The organism is Marinomonas sp. A3A (assembly GCF_018336955.1).
GTDB lineage: Bacteria > Pseudomonadota > Gammaproteobacteria > Pseudomonadales > Marinomonadaceae > Marinomonas > Marinomonas lutimaris.
The window spans coordinates 4,162,514-4,183,068 of the sequence record NZ_CP025532.1; the positions used below are offsets into that span (position 1 = coordinate 4,162,514).

15 protein-coding genes are annotated in these 20,555 nt (G+C 44.6%); 2 read left to right on the forward strand and 13 right to left on the reverse strand.

Annotated features, from left to right (window positions below; all coding sequences use genetic code 11):
- Positions 1-107: 107 nt before the first annotated feature.
- Positions 108-1,694 carry a cation:proton antiporter domain-containing protein gene (locus tag CYL31_RS19520; RefSeq protein ID WP_212916803.1) on the forward strand — a complete coding sequence of 529 codons (1,587 nt, stop codon included), beginning with the start codon at positions 108-110 and terminating at the stop codon, positions 1,692-1,694.
- Positions 1,695-1,771: 77 nt separating this feature from the next.
- Here the strand turns inward: CYL31_RS19520 and CYL31_RS19525 are convergent, their stop codons facing one another.
- From CYL31_RS19525 to CYL31_RS19565, 9 genes are all read right to left on the reverse strand, one after another.
- The gene (locus CYL31_RS19525; RefSeq protein WP_212916804.1) at positions 1,772-1,942 is read right to left on the reverse strand and encodes a DUF6435 family protein; all 171 of its coding nucleotides are present in this window, start codon (positions 1,940-1,942) and stop codon (positions 1,772-1,774) included.
- 158 nt (positions 1,943-2,100) lie between these two features.
- Positions 2,101-3,522, reverse strand: a complete 1,422-nt coding sequence (locus CYL31_RS19530) for a glutamate synthase small subunit GltD family protein (RefSeq protein WP_212916805.1) — start codon at positions 3,520-3,522, stop codon at positions 2,101-2,103.
- A gap of 118 nt (positions 3,523-3,640) precedes the next feature.
- Positions 3,641-8,092, reverse strand: coding sequence for a glutamate synthase large subunit (gltB, locus tag CYL31_RS19535; RefSeq protein WP_212916806.1), 4,452 nt, complete (start codon positions 8,090-8,092; stop codon positions 3,641-3,643).
- 518 nt (positions 8,093-8,610) lie between these two features.
- Positions 8,611-10,167 (reverse strand): SPOR domain-containing protein, encoded by a 1,557-nt coding sequence (locus tag CYL31_RS19540; RefSeq protein ID WP_212916807.1) that lies wholly within the window; start codon positions 10,165-10,167, stop codon positions 8,611-8,613.
- Between the two features lie 42 nt (positions 10,168-10,209).
- Positions 10,210-11,316 (reverse strand): 3-dehydroquinate synthase, encoded by a 1,107-nt coding sequence (gene aroB / locus CYL31_RS19545; protein WP_212916808.1) that lies wholly within the window; start codon positions 11,314-11,316, stop codon positions 10,210-10,212.
- On the reverse strand, positions 11,316-11,864 hold the full coding sequence (locus CYL31_RS19550) for a shikimate kinase (protein ID WP_072840823.1): 549 nt from the start codon (positions 11,862-11,864) through the stop codon (positions 11,316-11,318). The genes aroB and CYL31_RS19550 overlap by 1 nt, the downstream gene beginning before the upstream one ends.
- Positions 11,865-11,906: 42 nt before the next feature.
- A complete protein-coding gene (locus tag CYL31_RS19555; protein WP_212916809.1) occupies positions 11,907-13,088 on the reverse strand; it encodes a secretin GspD/PilQ domain-containing protein in 1,182 nt (393 codons plus the stop codon).
- Positions 13,081-13,791, reverse strand: coding sequence for a hypothetical protein (locus tag CYL31_RS19560; RefSeq protein ID WP_212916810.1), 711 nt, complete (start codon positions 13,789-13,791; stop codon positions 13,081-13,083). Before CYL31_RS19560 ends, CYL31_RS19555 begins: the two co-directional genes overlap by 8 nt.
- The gene (locus CYL31_RS19565) at positions 13,763-14,725 is read right to left on the reverse strand and encodes a hypothetical protein (protein WP_212916811.1); all 963 of its coding nucleotides are present in this window, start codon (positions 14,723-14,725) and stop codon (positions 13,763-13,765) included. Before CYL31_RS19565 ends, CYL31_RS19560 begins: the two co-directional genes overlap by 29 nt.
- Positions 14,726-14,894: 169 nt before the next feature.
- Between CYL31_RS19565 and CYL31_RS19570 the strand changes: the two genes are divergently transcribed.
- On the forward strand, positions 14,895-17,339 hold the full coding sequence (locus CYL31_RS19570) for a penicillin-binding protein 1A (protein ID WP_212916812.1): 2,445 nt from the start codon (positions 14,895-14,897) through the stop codon (positions 17,337-17,339).
- Between the two features lie 68 nt (positions 17,340-17,407).
- Here CYL31_RS19570 and CYL31_RS19575 read toward each other — a convergent pair whose 3' ends face one another.
- From CYL31_RS19575 to rpmE, 4 genes are all read right to left on the reverse strand, one after another.
- On the reverse strand, positions 17,408-17,968 hold the full coding sequence (locus tag CYL31_RS19575) for an LOG family protein (RefSeq protein WP_212916813.1): 561 nt from the start codon (positions 17,966-17,968) through the stop codon (positions 17,408-17,410).
- Positions 17,969-18,080: 112 nt separating this feature from the next.
- Positions 18,081-19,349, reverse strand: a complete 1,269-nt coding sequence (locus tag CYL31_RS19580; RefSeq protein ID WP_212916814.1) for a malic enzyme-like NAD(P)-binding protein — start codon at positions 19,347-19,349, stop codon at positions 18,081-18,083.
- A gap of 170 nt (positions 19,350-19,519) precedes the next feature.
- Complete coding sequence (locus CYL31_RS19585) at positions 19,520-20,302, reverse strand: thermonuclease family protein (protein ID WP_212916815.1); 783 nt, start codon at positions 20,300-20,302, stop codon at positions 19,520-19,522.
- Between the two features lie 8 nt (positions 20,303-20,310).
- Complete coding sequence (gene rpmE / locus CYL31_RS19590) at positions 20,311-20,526, reverse strand: 50S ribosomal protein L31 (RefSeq protein ID WP_072840831.1); 216 nt, start codon at positions 20,524-20,526, stop codon at positions 20,311-20,313.
- Positions 20,527-20,555 lie beyond the last annotated feature (29 nt).

A 20,555-nucleotide genomic window follows, 5' to 3' on the forward strand; every position in this document is an offset into this window, starting at 1 on the left:
TTTATTAAACAAGAAAACCGAATTCGCGGCATTACGTGCTGCGCTACTTACGTAAATTTCGTATGATAAATACCCCCTTTACACACGTTATAAACTAGAAGGAATCTATGGAATTTATTTGGATCTTATTCGCATTTGTATGCGGGCTTGCCGTCAAGATGATCAATTTACCGCCATTAATTGGTTTCTTGTTAGCAGGTTTTTTACTTAACTATGCAGGCTTAGAACCAAGCAACACATTGGACTCTCTCGCCAATATCGGCATTACGCTCATGCTATTTAGCATCGGCTTAAAACTGCATGTTAAAGACCTTCTAAAACGTGAAGTCTGGGCATCGACATTAAGTCATATGGGAATAAGCACTATCCTATTTGCAGGTATTGCTTTATTACTCGGCACCTTGAGCCTGCCGTATTTTGGTGTGCTTGATTTTAAAACCGCCGCGCTTATCGGTTTCGCACTCAGCTTTTCTAGTACTGTTTGTGTAATGAAATTGCTAGAAGAAGGCAGTGAATTAAAAACTCGTCACGGACAGTTGTCCCTTGGCATTTTGGTTATGCAGGACATAGTCGCTGTGGTTTTTCTTGTCGCAGCCACAGGCAAAGTACCTTCAATCTGGGCACTGGGGTTATTTGGTTTACTGCTGATTCGTCCGCTTATCAATAAAATCGTCGACAAAGCGGGTCACGGGGAAATGCTGCCATTAACAGGATTATTTCTTGCGCTAGGTGGTTATGAACTGTTTTATCTGGTTGGCGTAAAAGGCGATTTAGGCGCGCTGATCGTTGGTATTTTATTAGCATCTCACCCTAAAGCTGCCGAAATGAACAAGTCGCTAATGAATTTCAAAGACTTGTTTTTAATTGGTTTTTTCTTGTCCATCGGCTTCACCGCATTACCTACATTAAGCATGATCGGCATCAGCCTGATCATTACTTTAGTGATTCTATTGAAGTTCGCACTCTTCTTCGTACTAATGACAAAAATGAAACTGCGCGGCCGAACATCATTTTTATCATCGATCATTCTTTCTAACTACAGTGAATTTGGCTTAATTGTCGTTGCACTGAGTGTGGCAAACGGCTGGTTAGAAAAAGAATGGCTCGTCGTATTAGCGCTTGCGGTGTCTTTCTCCTTCGTCATTACCAGTATTTTGTACCGTAATGTGCACCGCATGTATCGTAAAAACAAAGACGTCATTCGTCGCTTTGAAAGCGCAGATTGTTTACCAGAAGATCGCTTTGTACAACCAGTAAACAGCGACATTCTCGTGGTGGGTTTAGGTCGAGTCGGACGTGGTGCGTTTGAGTCGTTGAAAGGTCTGGTTGGCGACACAGTCGCTGGTATGGATGCGGATCGCAATCGTATTAACCAAATGCAAGCCGACCAAGAAAACGTCTTCTACGGGGACGGTGAAGACGCTGACTTATGGGAACGTTTGGACACATCTAGAATTGAGCTCGTTCTGTTGGCATTACCTGCCACGGAAGACACCACTAATGTCGCCATACAGCTACGTAAAGCCAACTACACAGGCCAAATCGCAGCCATAGCACGTTATCAAGATGAAAGAGAAATCCTCATCAACAGCGGCATAGACAACGTCTTCAACTTCTACACCGAAGCGGGTACGGGTTTCGCAGAAGAAAGTTTGGCGCTGATTCGGCCAATGGAAAACGCCATGCCTTCTTAGTCACTAAAAAGCGCTATGTGCTAAACCAAAAAACGCAGTGCCATTAAAATGGCACTGCGTTTTTTTATTGAATCTATTTATGCAGACCTAGCTTCATCTATTTTGGCTTTCACCACTTCGGCTTTTTCAGTCAATTCTGAATAGAGTCTGATGTCGCCGCCGCGTTGGGCTTGCATGGCTTTTTCTAGTAACTCGCCATATTCTTTATCGAGCTTTTTAATCGGGTCGGACTTAAGAAAAGAAAACATAATTAGCCTGTTGTTGTGAGTTAATAGTGTTCATACGACGCTGAACGGGATTTAGATCGTTTTGACTGAAAAATTACCAAAACAAAAACGCCAATCAGATTACTCTGATTGGCGTTTTAACTTAAAGCTGTACAAGCTTTCGAGCGTAGTAGCGGTGCTTAGACGTCTAGGAAATCCATAATCCCTTCAGCTGCCTTACGACCTTCATCAATAGCTGTTACCACTAGGTCAGAACCACGCACCATGTCGCCACCAGCAAAGATTTTCTCGTTGGTTGTCTGGAACATGTACTTACCTTTCTTAGGCGCAATAACACGTCCACGAGCGTCTGTTTCGATACCGAATTTTTCAAACCAAGGCGCTGGGCTAGCTTGGAAACCAAAGGCAATCAATACGGTATCAGCAGGTATAATTTGCTCACTACCTTCGATGATTTCAGGGCTACGGCGGCCATTTTCATCGGGCTCGCCAAGCTGTGTTTCCACTACTTTAACGCCTTCCACTTTTCCGTTACCAATGATTTCCACTGGTTGACGGTTGAAAAGGAACTGTACGCCCTCTTCTTTGGCATTCTGCACTTCTTTACGAGAGCCGGGCATGTTTTCTTGGTCACGACGGTAGGCACACGTCACGCTTTTCGCACCTTGACGAATCGCCGTACGGTTACAGTCCATTGCCGTATCACCACCACCCAAGACAACGACTTGCTTGCCTTTTAGATTCACGTAATCAGCTTCGTCTTCTTCGAAGTCTAGGCAATGATTGACGTTAGAAATCAGGTAATCCAAGGCATCATGAACGCCTGGTAAGTCTTCACCTGGGAAACCGCCTTTCATGTATTTATAAGTACCCATGCCTAAAAACACGGCATCGTACTCTTCCAATACATGTTCAAATGGCACATCGTCACCAACAGACGTTCCAAGTACAAACTCAACGCCCATTTCTTCAAAAATTTCACGACGGCGTGTCATAACGCTTTTTTCCAGTTTGAATTCTGGAATACCAAACGTCAGCAAGCCACCAATTTCTGGGTACTTATCAAATACGACTGGTTTGATGCCGTTACGCACCAATATGTCCGCACAAGCAAGACCAGCAGGACCTGCACCAACGATAGCAACTGTTTTATTAACCGGTACTACGTTAGACATATCAGGACGCCAGCCCAAAGCAAACGCCGTGTCTGTAATATATTTTTCAACAGAACCGATCGTCACCGCACCAAAGCCACCTTCACCAAGGGTACAAGCACCTTCACAAAGACGATCTTGTGGGCAAACACGACCACACACTTCTGGTAAAGAGTTGGTTTGGTGGCTCAACTCAGCCGCTTCCAAAATGCTACCTTCGCTCACTAGCTTAAGCCAGTTTGGAATGTAGTTATGTACTGGGCATTTCCACTCACAATAAGGGTTGCCACATTCTAGACAGCGGTGTGCTTGATCTTTCGCACCGGCTTCTTCAAATGGTTTATAAATTTCGACGAACTGCCCTTTACGTGTAATTAAAGGCTTTTTCTTAGGATCCTTTCGATCCACTTCGACGAATTGAAATGCGTTATTCAAGCGCTCAGACATAAGCTGCTATCTCCTCGGCCGCCTGTAAACAAGCGGCGCTTCTCTCAAATGGGTCAGACTGATTCGTTCACAGGGCTTGATCTAAACTCAATCAAACCAAGCCCCATAACAGCGTGTTTTATTCCGGACGTTGACGAGTGTTAGCCAATAGCGCGCCTAAACTTGCTGCTTTTGGTTTCACTAGCCAGAACTTGCCAATGTAGTCGTAGAAGTTTTCTAAGATCTCTTGGCCCCATTCGCTGTCAGTTTCTCGGACGTATTCTTCGATCACAGAGCGGAGGTGTGAACGATACTCTTCCGTTAATTCCGTACCGATGCGGTGAATTTCCACCAATTCGTGGTTGTACTTATCCACGAAGGTACGGTCTAAATCGAGTACGTAAGCGAAACCGCCTGTCATACCCGCACCAAAGTTGTAACCTGTATTACCAAGCACAGTTACCATACCGCCAGTCATGTATTCACAGCAGTGATCGCCTGCGCCTTCGATAACCGTATGCGTTCCAGAGTTACGTACTGCAAAACGCTCACCCGCTGTACCTGCCGCGAACAATTTACCGCCAGTAGCACCATACAAACAGGTGTTACCAATAATGGCAGAATCTTGTGATTTGAAGATCGACCCTTTAGGAGAACGAATAACCAACTTGCCACCTGTCATGCCTTTACCAACGTAATCGTTAGCATCGCCTTCTAGGTACATGTTTAAACCACCTGCGTTCCATACACCGAAACTTTGACCAGCAGTACCAGTCAACTTCAATGTTAATGGCACATCAGACATACCTTGGTTACCGTAACGCTTCGCAATCTCACCAGACAAACGCGCACCGATAGAACGGTCACAGTTAGTCACGTCAAAAGCAAATTCGCCGCCTTCTTTTTCTTCAATCACGTCTTTAACTGTGTCCCACATTTTCAAAGCTAATAGGCCTTTATCGTGTGGTGGGTTAAATGGTGTTTCACAGTATTGTGCTTTATCAGCAGGGATTGCATCGTTTTTCAAGATCGGTGACAAATCCAAATTACGCTGTTTATCAGTTTCACCCGGCAAGATGGCCAACAGATCAGTACGACCGATCAAATCTTGTAAACGAGCAACGCCCAACTTCGCTAGCCATTGACGTGTATCTTCTGCCATAAAACGGAAGAAGTTTTTAATCATGTCTACTGTGCCGATGAAGTGTTCATCACGCAGCATTTGGTCCTGAGTCGCCACACCCGTAGCACAGTTATTCAAATGACATATACGCAAGAACTTACAGCCCATGGCAACCATTGGCGTGGTACCAAAACCAAAGCTTTCTGCACCAAGAATCGCCGCTTTCACTACGTCCAAACCAGTTTTTAAACCACCGTCTGTTTGCAAGCGAATTTTGCCACGAAGATCGTTAGAACGAAGTGCTTGTTGCGCTTCTGCTAAACCTAATTCCCAAGGCGATCCCGCATGGCGAATTGACGTAATTGGCGATGCTGCCGTACCACCGTCATAACCAGAGATGGTGATCAAATCCGCGTAAGCTTTCGCTACACCAGCGGCAATCGTACCAACACCCGGTTCAGAAACCAGTTTCACAGAGATTAGCGCATCTGGATTCACTTGTTTCAAATCAAAAATCAGCTGTGCCAAATCTTCGATAGAATAAATATCGTGATGTGGCGGTGGTGAAATCAAGGTAACACCAGGAACCGCATAGCGTAGGCGAGCGATTAAGCCATTTACTTTACCGCCAGGTAACTGACCGCCTTCACCCGGTTTTGCGCCTTGTGCTACTTTAATCTGTAGTACTTCAGCGTTGACCAAATATTCTGGTGTAACGCCAAAACGGCCAGAAGCAATTTGCTTAATCTTAGAGCGACGCTCAGTACCGTGACGAGCTGGATCTTCACCACCCTCACCAGAGTTAGAGCGACAGCCTAATTCGTTCATCGCTTGCGCTAGGGCTTCGTGTGCTTCTGGTGACAAGGCACCCAAAGACATACCTGCCGAGTCGAAGCGAGGTAGAATCTCTTCAATGGATTCAACTTTGTCCAAAGCAATGGCTTTCGCTTTATCAGACAAGGTAAACAAATCGCGCAACATAGACGCTGGGCGGTTGTTAACTAGCTCTGTGTATTTGGTGAAATCTTCAAAACGCCCACTACCAACTGCCGTTTGCAAATTGCGAACCACGTCTGGGTTAAAGGCATGGTATTCCGCTTCATGGACGTATTTTAGGTAACCACCCTGCTGAATTGGCTTACGCAATTTCCACGCGTTGCTCGCGATGGATTCTTGATCCTTTTGGAAATCTTCAAAACGTGCGCCTTTGATGCGGCTTGGAACGCCTTTGAAACATAGTTCAACCACTTTCGTGTCCAAACCAACTGCTTCAAATAGCTGCGCACCACGGTAAGAAGCAATCGTCGAGATCCCCATTTTAGAGATTATCTTCATCAAGCCTTTGTTAATACCTTTACGGTATTTCACGTGACAAGCAATTGGATCACCCAATACTTCGCCTTTATCTATCATGTCATTGATTAAGCGATAAGAAAGATACGGATAAACAGCCGTTGCGCCAAAGCCTAATAACACAGCAAATTGATGAGGGTCACGTGCAAAACCAGTATCAGCGATGATGTTGGAATCACAACGCAAACCTTGCTTAGACAAATGATGATGCACAGCACCGACTGCCATAGGAGAAGGAATTGGCAAATGGCCTTTTGCGATATCACGATCCGTCAGTACCACGATTACCGCGCCATTACGCACAACTTCTTCCGCTTTCAATTGCAAGTCTTTAATCGCTTGCTCAAGAGAAACGTTTTCTGGATTGTAATTGGTATTCAAACGCACCAAACGGAAACGGTGATCGTCTAATGCTAATAAACGACTGTATTTACGTGGTGACAGTACAGGCGATGACAAGATGATGCGATTTGCGTGCTTTGGCGTTTCTTCAAATAAGTTACGCTCCACACCAATACAGGTTTCCAACGACATCACCACAGATTCACGTAGTGGATCGATTGGTGGGTTGGTTACCTGCGCAAACTTCTGACGGAAATAATCTGTCACTGGACGAGTTTGACTAGACATAACCGCCATCGGCGTGTCATCACCCATAGAACCAACCGCTTCATGGCCACTTTCAGCCAATGGACGGAAAATTTGTTCGCGCTCTTCAAAAGATACTTGGAACATCTTCTGATACGTCAGCATTTCTTCTTTAGTGAAAGGTTCGAATTCAAGAGACGATTCTTCCAACAATGACTCAATACGAATCGCTTCCTGCTTCAACCATTTTTTGTATGGGTGCATGGATTTAAGACGATTATCGATATCATCAGTGTGTAGTACTTTGCCGTTTTGTGTGTCAATAACCAACATTTGGCCAGGGCCAACACGACCTTTTGACACAACATCTTCTGACTTGTAGCCGTAAGTACCGACTTCAGAAGCCAGCGTAATAAAGCCGTTCTTAGTGATAACCCAACGAGCAGGACGCAAACCGTTACGGTCAAGCATACAAATAGCATGACGACCGTCAGTCATTACCAAGCCAGCTGGGCCGTCCCAAGGATCCATGTGCATAGAGTTGTACTGGTAGAAAGCACGCAACTCTGGATCCATGTTTTCAACGTTTTGCCACGCTGGTGGAATAATCAAACGCGCAGCACGGAAAATATCCACGCCACCGGTTACCAAGACTTCCAACATGTTATCCATGGAAGAAGAATCAGAACCCGTCAAGTTAACAATAGGTTGAAGATCTTGCAGTTCAGGGATCAGCGGCGTGCGTAGCTTGCTGCTACGAGCCAATGCCCAGTTGCGGTTACCTTCGATGGTATTGATCTCACCGTTGTGCGCCAACATGCGGAACGGTTGCGCCAATGGCCACTTAGGAAGCGTATTGGTAGAGAAACGTTGATGGAAAACACAAATCGCTGTTTGCATTTTTTCGTTGCCCAAATCTTTATAAAAGAAAGGCAAATCCACTGGCATCATCAAACCTTTGTATGCCAACACTTTGTCAGACAAAGAACAGATGTAGAAATTTTCGTATTGCGCTAGTGCGATTTCAGTTTGGCGGCGAGCGACAAACAAACGTGTTGCGAAAGTACGAGCGTCCATACGGTTGCTGTCGACAAATACTTGCTCGATACGAGGCAAGCAATCCATCGCGATAACACCAAGACAAGACGCATCAATTGGCACTTCACGCCAACCAACCACATTCAAACCTTCATCAGTCAATTTTTTCGTCAAAGTTTCACGTTGCTCACTGGCAAGCGTGTCATCTTGATCAAGAAACACCATGCCGATACCGTAAAGGTCAGACAAGGTGTGATTAAATAAAGCGTGTGCTTCACCACGTAAAAATAGATCCGGCTTTTGGATAAGAAGACCACAGCCGTCACCAGTTTTGCCATCAGCAGCGATGCCGCCACGGTGTGTCATACATGTCAAAGACTCAATGGCTGTCTTAAGTAATTCATGGCTAGTATTGCCTTCCATATGAGCAATTAAGCCAAAGCCACAGTTGTCTTTGAACTCGCCAGGACGATAAAGGCCTGCATTCATACACCAACTCCCACAGTTAAAACGTAAAATTATTAAAATTAGATATAAATTCGATTATCAGGTGGCTGGGCTAAAAAGCGAAAGCGTAAAGGAACTCCGCTTCGAGAATGACTATCATCTACCCTAAATACCACCGAAATGGACGATCATACTACCCTGACGAAGAGCACTACTCAAACGAGGCAAGGCCTGCTTTATGTTATTTTGGCGGTTTTTACAGGGGTTTTAGCGGCAAATAACGAGGACTTAGAGAATTATCTATGGCTGGAGTTTTTCCAAACAGAAAATTCCACTGTTCATTCATGTTTTTCAGGGAATTACAGTGATTTTTACTAAATTAAGAGGTTTGCTATACAAAAGTCTCACAAAAAGAGACTTTGACGACGTTTTATACACTTTGAATCAGCAGAAAACTCGGTATCGGAGATATAAAGCGTAAACAGTAAACGCAAAACAGCATGAGATCTTTGCGCTAAGTCCCGAGCGAAGCCAAGACGAGGCCGAAATCTCAGCAGAAATCACTGGGCTTTCTTAATATCATCCTGAATACCACGAGCGCTTCGTGCCCAAGGATTAAGATCTCGGATATCTTTAGGAAGCGTTTCTGCCGCAGCAATAGCTTCGCTACGATTACGATAAGAACCATAAACCACGACAAACCAATCCTTGCCATTGTGCTTCGACTTAAAGTAACCAAAAGCATCCACACCACCTTGATCACGAATAAAATCCTGTACGGTTCCCTTATTATGAGTACCTAACAACTGCAAGGTGTAACGATTTGGGTTTTGCGATAACCACCATTCCGTTTTATCGAAGCGATCTTGTGAGACTTTTAGATTAGCTTGTTCATTTCTAGTCGGCACCATTTCTGCTGGCGCATCGACAGTTGGAGCGGCTTGCGCTAAAGGTGCCTCAGAACGAATAGGTGCAGTAGAAATTGCTGGGGTTATCATAGATGACGTATTAGGCTGTTCTGCAGATGGAGCATTAGACATGCTTATCGCAGGCAGTGAAGAAGACCCCGCAGGAATTGGTGGCAGTATAATTTCACCTTCTTGGCCGATCTTACGCTGCATTGCATCAATACGTGCAATCGTTTCCGCAGAGGATTGCCCTTGCCTTGGGCTTAAAGGGATCACATTACTACTTCTATCGGCCGAGGAAGTTATTGGCGTCTCTGATTTATCAGAAAATAACACGGCGACTAAAATGCCGAGCATGACCACTGAAAGCAGCGCCATATGCGCTAAAGGAAACCCCACAGCCAGATTAAAACGCATAGCAGATTTTGCAGGTTTATTACCATTGCCCATCATGGCCTGAGCAAGCTGATTAATTCGACCTGGGTAGCCACCAGACTCTTGATAAATCTGTTTCACTTGCTTGTCATTAAACGGCAAATTAATCCCGCCACCAACCGCACGTACCCTATGTAATAAGTAAGCACGTGTTTGCTCTAATGAGTAAGGGGCTAAAGTAAATGAATGACTCAGTTGCTCATAACGAGAGCGCTGATAGGCATCAAGATTGCGTGATAAGGAATATTCACTGAACAAGACAATATGAGGAACGGTTTGATTTTCTGTTGCCAGCGACATCATGTCTAGCAACATACTTACCGCATCGGTGTTTAGCTCTTGAGCATTATCAATTAACACCAAAGCCGCTTGGCCTTTTTCATCTAAGTCATGGGAAAACTTAAGCAAAGGGCCAAAAGTGGTTTCATTTGGAGGCTGTGTGAAATGACTAGCAAAACCAGCATACATGGCTTGCAGCAACTGCCCTGCCGTCATCAGCATAGTCGCTTTGACGTGACTAACAACTGTCGTGTCATCTTGGTGACGAGCAAATTCCATCAAAAATCGACTTTTGCCGCTGCCTTGTGGCCCTTGAACCACAGACAACAAACTACTGTAACGACTCAAATGCTCAAGCAAAGCCAGCTGCTGATTGCCTTCTTCAGACGCAAAATACAGCGAGGCGTCTTTCGAGCCAAAAGGATCCCTCAGCGTGGCTTTTGGGGGCTGATTAAGCGCATCCTCTAGATCAAACTGAAAGTCTGGCTTAGGCATAGTCGTCCTTCAACAATAAATAACTAACAAGAGTAAGCAATGTTAAACAAGCTTAGTTTGTTTACTCGCTTCAAGCGCATCTAAAAGACAAGAGTTAAAGTCTTCCATTGGAAAATCCGATGTTACAATCGCATCACCCAATGCGCCAAGCAGCACCAAACGCAAACTGCCATCGAGTACTTTTTTATCCAACGCCATGCGCTCAATGAAACACTCAAGCGTCATCTGGGCAGGTGGTAAAACAGGTAAATTTGCCGCTTGAAAAAGTGCCACAGAGCGACTGACATCTTCTTCTGTTAAATTGCCCATACGCCAAGAAAGATCAACGGCTAACACACTACCTGCCGCAACCGCCTCGCCGTGCAACCAATTGCCATAACCCATTTCGGTTTCAATCGCATGACCAAACGTATGGCCTAGGTTTAAAATAGCACGAATTCCGCCTTCTCTCTCGTCTTGTGCTACAACAGTGGCTTTCGCCAAACAAGACCGGTAAATCGCATCGCTAATTTTGTCGTTGTCTAATGCCATCAACTGAGGCATTTCTTGCTCTAGCCAATCAAAAAATGGCACATCGCAAATTAAACCGTATTTAATGACTTCCGCCATGCCTGCTGATAATTCACGTTGAGGTAAGCTCAGCAAGGTTTCAGTATCAATAATCACAGCTTGAGGCTGATAAAACGCACCAATCATGTTTTTCCCAAGCGGATGATTCACGCCGGTTTTTCCACCGACAGAAGAATCTACTTGAGAGAGCAAAGTCGTTGGCACTTGAATAAAAGGCACACCACGCTGATAAGTCGCCGCTGCAAACCCTGCCATATCACCCACCACTCCGCCACCTAAGGCAATAACAGTCGTGGTTCGATTATGCTTTGCTTCTAATAAAGCTGACATAATCATGCCATAGGTTTCTAGCGTCTTATAAACTTCACCATCAGGTAAAACACAGGTGTCGACTTTATAGTCCACCGATAACATTGACACCATAGACTCTAGATACAAAGGCGCAATGGTCTCATTGGTTACTATCATGACTTGCTTGCCATGAATGGCATCATCAAAAAGAGCTTTCTGCTGGCGAATGCCACTACCAATAAAAATAGGGTAGCTACGATCGCCAAGGTCAACGGTTAACGTGCGCATTAGGATACGGTTATCTCCATTTTAAGATGGCGCTTGATTGCGTCTAGCACCTTATTAGCAACAGAACGAGGATGACGAGAATCCGTTTCAATAACTAAAGTCGCTACTTCTCTGTATAGAGGGTCACGCACTTCAAATAGTTTTTTTAACGTTGCTCTCGGATCACCCGTTTGCAAAAGAGGACGATGAGTACTTTTTGAGGTGCGATATAATTGCTGGGCAACGGAAGCGTACAAATATACCACTAGCGCATTTTCTCGAAGAATGTCTCTGTTTTCTTCACGCATCACGATACCGCCACCGGTCGCTAAAACGCAATCGCCGGTGTCCGATTCAGCTATAGAGGCCAATGCTTGAGTTTCACGCTTACGAAAACCATCTTCGCCTTCCCGTTCAAAAATCCAAGGAATGTCGGCGCCGGCATTGTCTTCTATGACTTTATCGAGATCATAAAATTCTTTGCCCATCGATTGAGAAATCAAACGGCCTATCGTCGTTTTTCCTGCGCCCATCGGGCCTACTAAAATAATATTGGGGGCTTTTATCATTGTATTCAATTACGTCGGAATTAAGCAGATTTAGACTGCGGCCTAGTTAACTGACATTTGTAGCAGCTTTGGAGTAATAAATACAAGTAATTCAACCTTTTCTTGCTGTTCTGAACGTCTTTTAAACAACTCTCCCAGCCAAGGAATGTCGCTAAAGAAAGGAACTCGACTCTCAGATTCAAAGCTCTCCTCCCGAAAAATCCCACCTAAAACAAGCGTTTCTTGGTTTTTCACCACGACTTGTGTTTTTAGTCGATTCGTATTTAGGCTTGGAATACCATTAATGAGCTCCCCGACTGAATCCTGATGTATATTCAGCGACAACAAAATATGTTCACCCTCTTTCACAAAGGGTGTAACCTCCAACATAAGTGCTGCTTGGCGAAATTCAATGCTGACTTTGTCATCATTAACGGTTTGATAAGGCACCTCGGTTCCCGACTCAATTCGAGCCGGCTGACCTTCCGAAGTGACAATTTTGGGTTTTGAAACCACATCAGCCAGGCCTTCGCTTTCCATCATATCTAAGGTAAATGCCAATAAGCCGGAACCGCCGATGTTTGAAAAATCCAGATTTGCCGTTGGCGTCAGCGCACCTAAATCAATTGCACCTCCAATCGATGACCGAACGCCATCCGACAAAGTCGTTTGCCAGTTCACACCGAACTGTGACTGGGCGCTTCGAGTTACCTGAGCAATTTGTGCGCTGATCTCAATTTGCCTTAATGGCGTGTCTAGCCAAGCGAGTGTTTCTTGAATACTGTCGGAAGAACCACAAAAGTTGGCAATGATCGAATTCGTCCGATCATCAACAACTAAAGACATAGATGGGTGCAAGGTGCGTAAATGCACGCCAACGTCTTTTGCTTTGGCATGCCTCAATACCCAATAAGATCGCTGACAAACAGAAGATGCACTTTCAATATTCTCGCTTGTTGATTCTTTCGCTGGCATAAGAACCGCAACTCGCCCTTGCCACTCTAGCTGAAGATGTGGTTGTTGAGCTACCGCTTCCATCACGTCTTTCCAGCTCGCATCTCTGATAGAAAGCGTTAAAACATCGTCAATTTCAGGGCTGATCACCACACTTTCATTCATTTGTGATGCCAACCAAGGCAATACTTCTTGTAATGAGCGCGACTCAAAATACACATCCATCGCTAATGCTATACGAGGAAAAATAAGAGAAAACATAAATAGACATTGAAGCAGCAACTTATTCATTATCACTACCTTGTCTGCGTACCACCACAGCCTGTTTAGAGCCATCTTTTGCCATCAGAATAACGCGATTAAAAGACACTTCATCGACAGAGACGCCCGCATCGGGCAACCAACTGCCTTCTCGAATCCAATGCCGAGTATCTTTATAGACTACTAGCGCCGATGTGTTTTCCCCCATCCTCATGGTCGATAATAACTGCCAATGATTTGGCACAAAGCGATTCATGTATAGCTTAGTCGGCAACCAATTATGGTATTCGCGATTGGCCTTAGGGGGGTGAACAGTAAACAACAAACGCCCTTGCCACTGGCCATCGGCCTTTCTTTGCCAAGACACAGAAAGCAAACCTAAAGCAAACCGCTCTTCGATCTTCTCAAGTACGGTCTGCCACTCCATCAGTGGTGCAACACCTTCGATAGACCATTGCGTTGGAACACCGTTTTTGGTGTCTTCAACTCTGTGTTGTAACCATGATTCGTCAAGCGATCTAATGTCGCGTAATAGATTGGCTTGTTGCTGAACTTTTTTCCAATCGTTCTCTGCATGATTCTTTAATCGCGCCTGTCGATTTAACTCATCTTGAGCTTGAGATAAAAACGGATACCAGATAGCAATTTGCAAAAGAATCAAAAGAAATACCACTGAAGCATTGATATTTATGAATGACACAGCATTAGCTTTTAAAAACTTCGATAGAAACATCCACCACCTCCTTTTGGCTCATTGGCGAAAAAAGAGAATGTGGCTGTTGCTCGATTTCCCAGCGCCAGTCTGGGTTATGTTTACGCCACTCCATTAGCAAAAGGCTAAGATCTTCTTCCAATAATGTTATTTGAAGAAAAGCTCGCTCACCTTCACTTTCAAAATATGTGAGTCGAGCAGACATCGGCAAAGCCTGAACCAAGCCCAACACAGATTCAGAAAACTCATTGGTGTTTTGCGTTGATGACCATGCGGATTGTGTTGCTTGTATTTGTTGATGCTCGATATGCGCCTGCGCCGACTGCTGATGCAAGGAAATAAAGTGGATAGAAGCAAAACAGTGAACCAACAAACTACACACAATTAAATACCAACAAAGCCGTCGAGCTTTTATGCGTTTTTCTTTTTCAGGATGAAACACAGACAAAGCTCGCCGTGAACAAGAAGCCCAAGAACGAGTACGCAACGGCATTGCGGCCCATTGACTTAACGGCATTAATAAACAGAACTTGGCAATCGACTGAAACGGCAAACACAGCTGCTCCCCCCATTCATTTGAGCAAGCAAACACCGTCAACTCAGACTGAGGCGTTGACAATTCCTCATATTGATAGCTCAACATCAAGGCATCAGGTGGCGAAAATGTCGTTTCTACGGCATAGCTCAAGGCTGCCAAAGGCCGTAATGATGAAGGAATGAAATGATCAACCCTATGCAGCGATACAGATAACCAAGCATCGGGAACCAATATAATGATTCGAGAGAGTTTAAGATTTTGATCGACTACCAGACCTTGTTGAATGGTGCTTAATTGCTGAGAATCGGGCTGTGAAGTATTACTTGAGAGAGAAAAGTCCACCAAGCTGGCGGCTTTATTAGAGTTATATAAGGTGCATTCTTGAGCCGAATAAACCGCCACAGAATAGTCAGACATGAGCTTCATCATTCATCCTTGAAATAGTAAGCAACAGAGTATTGTTTTCAGTTTGGCTTCCGTGCCAAATATTTACCAAGATAACACGATTTGATGCAAAGTTAACCGCCTATTCTGTGATCATCTTAGGTATAATGCCATTTTCTCATACTGCATTAATCGAACTTATATGGCTAAAACACTCAAAATACTTTTCTTCCTCGGTCTATTTGGAACGCTTTGCGCGATTGGAATTACCTACGCGATTTACTACAACGTAAAAGACCGCATTCCTTCCGTCGCCGAATTAAAAGACATCGAGCTAAGAATCCCACTGCGCATTTATACCGCCGACAATAAATTAATTGGTGAGTTTGGAGAGCAGCGCCGTTCCCCTATCGATTATGCAGAGATCCCAGAAAATCTAGAACATGCCATTTTGGCGGCGGAAGACACTAATTTTTATCACCATCCAGGCGTCGACATTCTTGGTTTAGGTCGAGCCGTTGTTCAGCTCATCACGACAGGTCAAAAACAAGGTGGTGGTAGTACCATCACCATGCAGGTAGCGCGTAACTACTTCCTTTCATTTGAACAAACCTACACCCGTAAATTTACCGAAATCTTTATCGCACTCAAAATGGAACGAGAGTTATCCAAACACGAGATTCTTGAGTTGTACGTTAACAAAATCTACCTGGGTAATCGCGCCTATGGTTTCGAAGCTGCAGCTCAGGTTTATTACGGCAAAAACTTAAGTGAACTAGATCTTGCGCAACTGGCCATGATTGCGGGCTTGCCAAAAGCGCCTTCACGTTTTAACCCTGTCGTAAACCCTTCTCGTGCGCTGATTCGTCGTAACTGGATTCTGCAACGAATGTTGTCACTCGGCATGATAAATAAAGACGCCTACCAAAATGCCGTTGAAGCACCAATTACAGCTAAGAACCACGGCGTTATGCCAGATATCGAAGCTGGCTACATCGCAGAAATGGTTCGCTCCGAACTTTACGGAACGTTCGGAGACGACCTTTACAGTACAGGTATGACTGTTTATACGACGATTGACTCAAAACGCCAAAAAGCCGCGAACGAAGCGGTTTTCAATGGCGTTTTAGATTACGACATGCGTCATGGTTACCGAGGTTCTATTGAGACTCGTGTTGACTTGATTGACGCACCATTAGAAGAACAAGAAAAAGCTCTACAAGACGTAGAGCGTTTCAAAAATTGGCAAACAGCGTTGGTTATCTCAACGACAGAAACCACCGCTGATGTGCGTTTGGCGAATGGCGAGCGTGCCACCTTGCCATGGGATGCTGTCAAATGGGCAAGACCTTATATTAATGAGGACTCCCAAGGCGCTTCACCTTCCACCGTTTCGGATGTTTTGGTACCTGGCGATATTGTTCGCTTGCGCCCAGACAACCAGCAAAAATGGCTACTCGCGCAAAAACCTGAAGTGCAAAGCGCGCTCATTTCGCTAAATAGTAAAGATGGCGCAATTCAAGCGTTGGTGGGCGGTTTTAACTTCTACGAAAACAAATTCAACCGCGTCACGCAGTCTAAGCGTCAACCAGGGTCGAACTTTAAACCCTTTATCTACGCAAGCGCACTAGACCGAGGCTACACTGCGGCAAGTATTATCAATGATGCTCCCGTTGTCTTTAACGACTCCAACCTAGCGTCTGCTTGGCGACCAACCAACGATGGCGGAAAATTTTATGGCCCAACCCGTTTACGTCAAGCACTCTATCGCTCGCAGAATATCGTCTCCGTTCGCTTGCTCGACGAGATGGGTATTAGACCAACACTAGATTTCTTACGTCGTTTTGGGTTTGATCCAAACGAGTTACCACATAATTTATCTTTATCTTTAGGCAGTGCAAACTTATCGCCACTGCAAATTGCAACTGGCTATGCCGTTTTCTCTAATGGCGGCTATCAAGTACAACCGTATCTGATAGACAAAGTCATAGATAGGAACAATGAAACCTTATTCCAAGCCAATCCTGTTACCGTTTGCTTAACCTGCACTCCATTGGAAAAAACCAACGATGGCGAACAACAAATGGGCTTATTTAATACAACAGAAGGTATTCGTAGCTTGCCAATAGCACCACAAGTGCTTGATCCAGAAGTGAACTACATCACTTACGATATGATGCGAGATGTTATTAAATACGGTACCGGTCGACGCGCACGAGTACTCCAACGTGATGATCTCGCAGGCAAAACAGGTACCACAAACGATGGTCGTGATGCTTGGTTCTCGGGCTTTAATGGCAATCTAGTCACGTCGGTTTGGAGCGGTTTTGATAACTCATCGCCTCTAGGACGTGGTGAATGGGGTGGCTCTGTCTCATTACCGCCTTGGATTGATTACATGCGCGAAGCACTAGAAGGTACGCCGCCTGATTTCGTGACGAAACCGTCTTCTTTGGTTACAGTGAGAATTGATCCAAATACAGGTGAACGTGCGCTACCGGGGCAATCTAATGCGATTTTTGAAATATTCAGAAAAGACCATGTGCCAGCACAGCGTGACCTGAGCTTACCAACATTTAACAACAACGTTGGTAACGAGGCACAAGAAGAGAAACAAGAAAATAACGTACTAGAAAACTTATTCTGATTACAGTCTCGCTCTTTTAACCAAAAATGCCAGCCTAAGCGCTGGCATTTTTTATAACGGTAAACCCGTTAACTCCACTTAGCCAGAGGCGCTTGATAATTTTTAAAAGCGGACACTAAAGTTTCCGGCGTATTCACGTTAATGATCATGTCGATATAAGACTGTTTCACAAATCCTGCCTTCTGCATGCTTTCCACCATAGTAAACAAGGGATCGTAAAAGCCATTTATATTGTAAAAAGCACAAGGTTTATCGTGTAACCCGAGCTGCCCCCAAGTCCATATCTCAAACATTTCCTCTAGTGTTCCTACGCCACCAGGAAGCGCGACAAAAGCATCGGCCAACTCACTCATCTTAGCTTTGCGCTCATGCATATTAGCGACAACATGAAGCTCAGTTAAACCTGTATGAGCAATTTCTTTGGACTCAAGGTGTGTAGGAATAACACCGATAACCTTACCACCAGCTTTTAAAGCTGAATTAGCAATAACTCCCATTAAGCCTACCTTGCCTCCACCGTAGACAACATCTACTCCTTGCCGAGCAAGGTATTCGCCTAAAGCTTTTACGCCATTGACATAATCAGGAGAGTTTCCCTCTGCCGAGCCACAGTAAATAGCCACTTTCATTCCATTCCTCCTATACGTTTATCCATGTTATTACAGTGTTTCATCTAAAAAATTTCGCAAAAAAAGGCGACTCCTTATGAGGGAGCCGCCTTTTTAGCAGATCACTATTCGATTAAGCACCGAAGTGATCAAGATTCTCTAGTGGGTAGAAAGCTGGGTATGGAAGCATAGCCACACCAGAATCAACCGCTGCACGAGCAACTGCTGCAGAAACAACATTAAGCAAACGAGCATCCATTGGTTTTGGCAAGATGTATTCTTTACCAAAGCTCAATGGTGCGCCGCCGTATGCAGCAACAACATCAGCAGGCGCTTCTTCTTTCGCAAGATCTTTCAGCGCGTGAACTGCAGCCAATTTCATTTCTTCGTTGATCTTAGTCGCGCGAACGTCTAAAGCACCACGGAAGATGAAAGGGAAGCCAAGAACGTTATTTACTTGGTTAGGGTAATCAGAACGACCAGTCGCCATGATCAAGTCATCACGAGTTGCACGAGCAAGCTCTGGATTAATTTCTGGATCAGGGTTTGAGCAAGCGAAAACGATTGGGTTCGCCGCCATTTTAGCAAGCTGATCAGCAGACAATAGATCTGGGCCAGATACGCCGATAAATACGTCAGCACCATCAATCGCATCATCAAGCGTGCGCTTGTCAGTATCAATCGCAAACATAGCTTTAAACTGATTCAAGTCAGTACGGCCAGAGTGAATAACACCATTACGATCAAGAACGAAGATGTTTTCGCGCTGTGCGCCACAAGCAATGATCAGCTTCATACAGGCTGTTGCAGCAGCACCAGCACCTAGACAAACGATTTTTGCATCTGCAATATTTTTACCTTGAAGCTCAAGCGCATTCAAAAGGCCTGCAGCGGTAACAATCGCTGTACCGTGTTGATCATCATGGAAAACAGGGATAGAACAACGTTCGATCAATTGACGTTCGATTTCAAAACACTCAGGCGCTTTGATATCTTCTAAGTTGATACCACCGTAAGTGTTCGCAATACGAGCAACAGTATCAATGAATGCTTGTGGGCTTTCAGATTCAACTTCCACATCAACAGAGTTAATGCCAGCAAAACGCTTAAACAATAAACCTTTACCTTCCATTACTGGCTTACTTGCCAATGGACCTAGATTACCCAATCCAAGAATCGCAGAGCCATCAGAAATAACAGCAACTAGGTTACCTTTACCAGTGTAACGGTAAGCAGCTTCTGGATCTTTTGCGATTTCACGACAAGGCTCAGCCACACCTGGGCTGTAAGCTAGAGAAAGGTCACGAGCGGTCGCTGTTGGTTTCGTAATAGTTACGCTCAGTTTTCCTGGAACTGGATACTCATGGTAGTCCAGTGCAGCTTGCTTTATATCTTCTGCCATTATGATGTTTCCGTCTATTTGGTGTAATTAATTAGTTTTATCATAGCCAAACGGGGCCTTGTTCCCAAGCCTACAAAAGCTTCGAAAGTGGCACCTTATAATTTTGTGTCGTCAGAATAATCGATCTACTCAATACTTTAAAGCGTAAAACCATAGGAATATTCTATCAATCAATGTTTGAGAGAAGCTTTGATTTCAAGCAAGTCATTGGGATGTCTTACAGAAAGTACCCAAGACTTAAAGTCTGAATGTCGACTTTTCCTTTGATGTTGCCAACCACGCACTTCAATTTCCTTACCCTCAAGATAAAACACTTCTTGGGCGGGCCAATAATCAGTAACGCCTAGTGGTAAATTGATCACTAGATCCTGATCGGTTTCTAGCCACCAACCTCCTCGGTTCTGAGTAATTGAAGTGATGTTGACACGGGAGATTGCAAACCCAGCTTTTGGCTGCCATTGCAAATTTTGCTGCCATAATCCCTTATGCGCATTGCGAGCTGCGGTTTCAGCCGCCTCGAAACAGTCTTGATAGGCTAAGTTTGGAGGGACAGCAATACGATAACCAAGTCCTTCGGATAATAACTGACTCGTCAGTGAAATACGATCTTTATCGAAAAGGTAGTACAAATAACGACCATATCTATCTTGATCGTTTTTCGCTCTTTGTATGTAGACAAATTGATCGAGGCGAGAGCGGAGAAAGTCTGTTGCCGCGACAGCATAAGGCTCATGATTGCCTTTTTTGTGGTCAAGTTCAGGTGTATCTATACCCACCAGCCGAACTTTTCGGCCATCGGCAAGATGTATAGTGTCACCATCCACCACTCTCTTGATCTGAGCTTTTTCGAGCTCGCCTATTGCCGTACAAGCTTCATTGGCTTGAGCGACAAAGGACAAAAACAAAAAAAGCGCCAAGAGAACTTGGCGCTTTTTTAATGCGATCACTATCATGCCACCAATTACTTAGTAGTACGACGTGCTCCGAAACGTTTGTTGAAGCGATCAACACGACCACCAGTATCAACCATTTTCTGTTGACCTGTGTAGAATGGGTGACAGTTGCTGCATACGTCGACGTGAAGGTCGCTACCTAAAGTAGAATTTAGGTTTAGAGTGTTACCACAAGTACAAGTAGCAGTAACTGCAGAGTAATTTGGGTGGATATCTTTTTTCATCGTATATACCTTTAGGTTTGGTGTGCCGC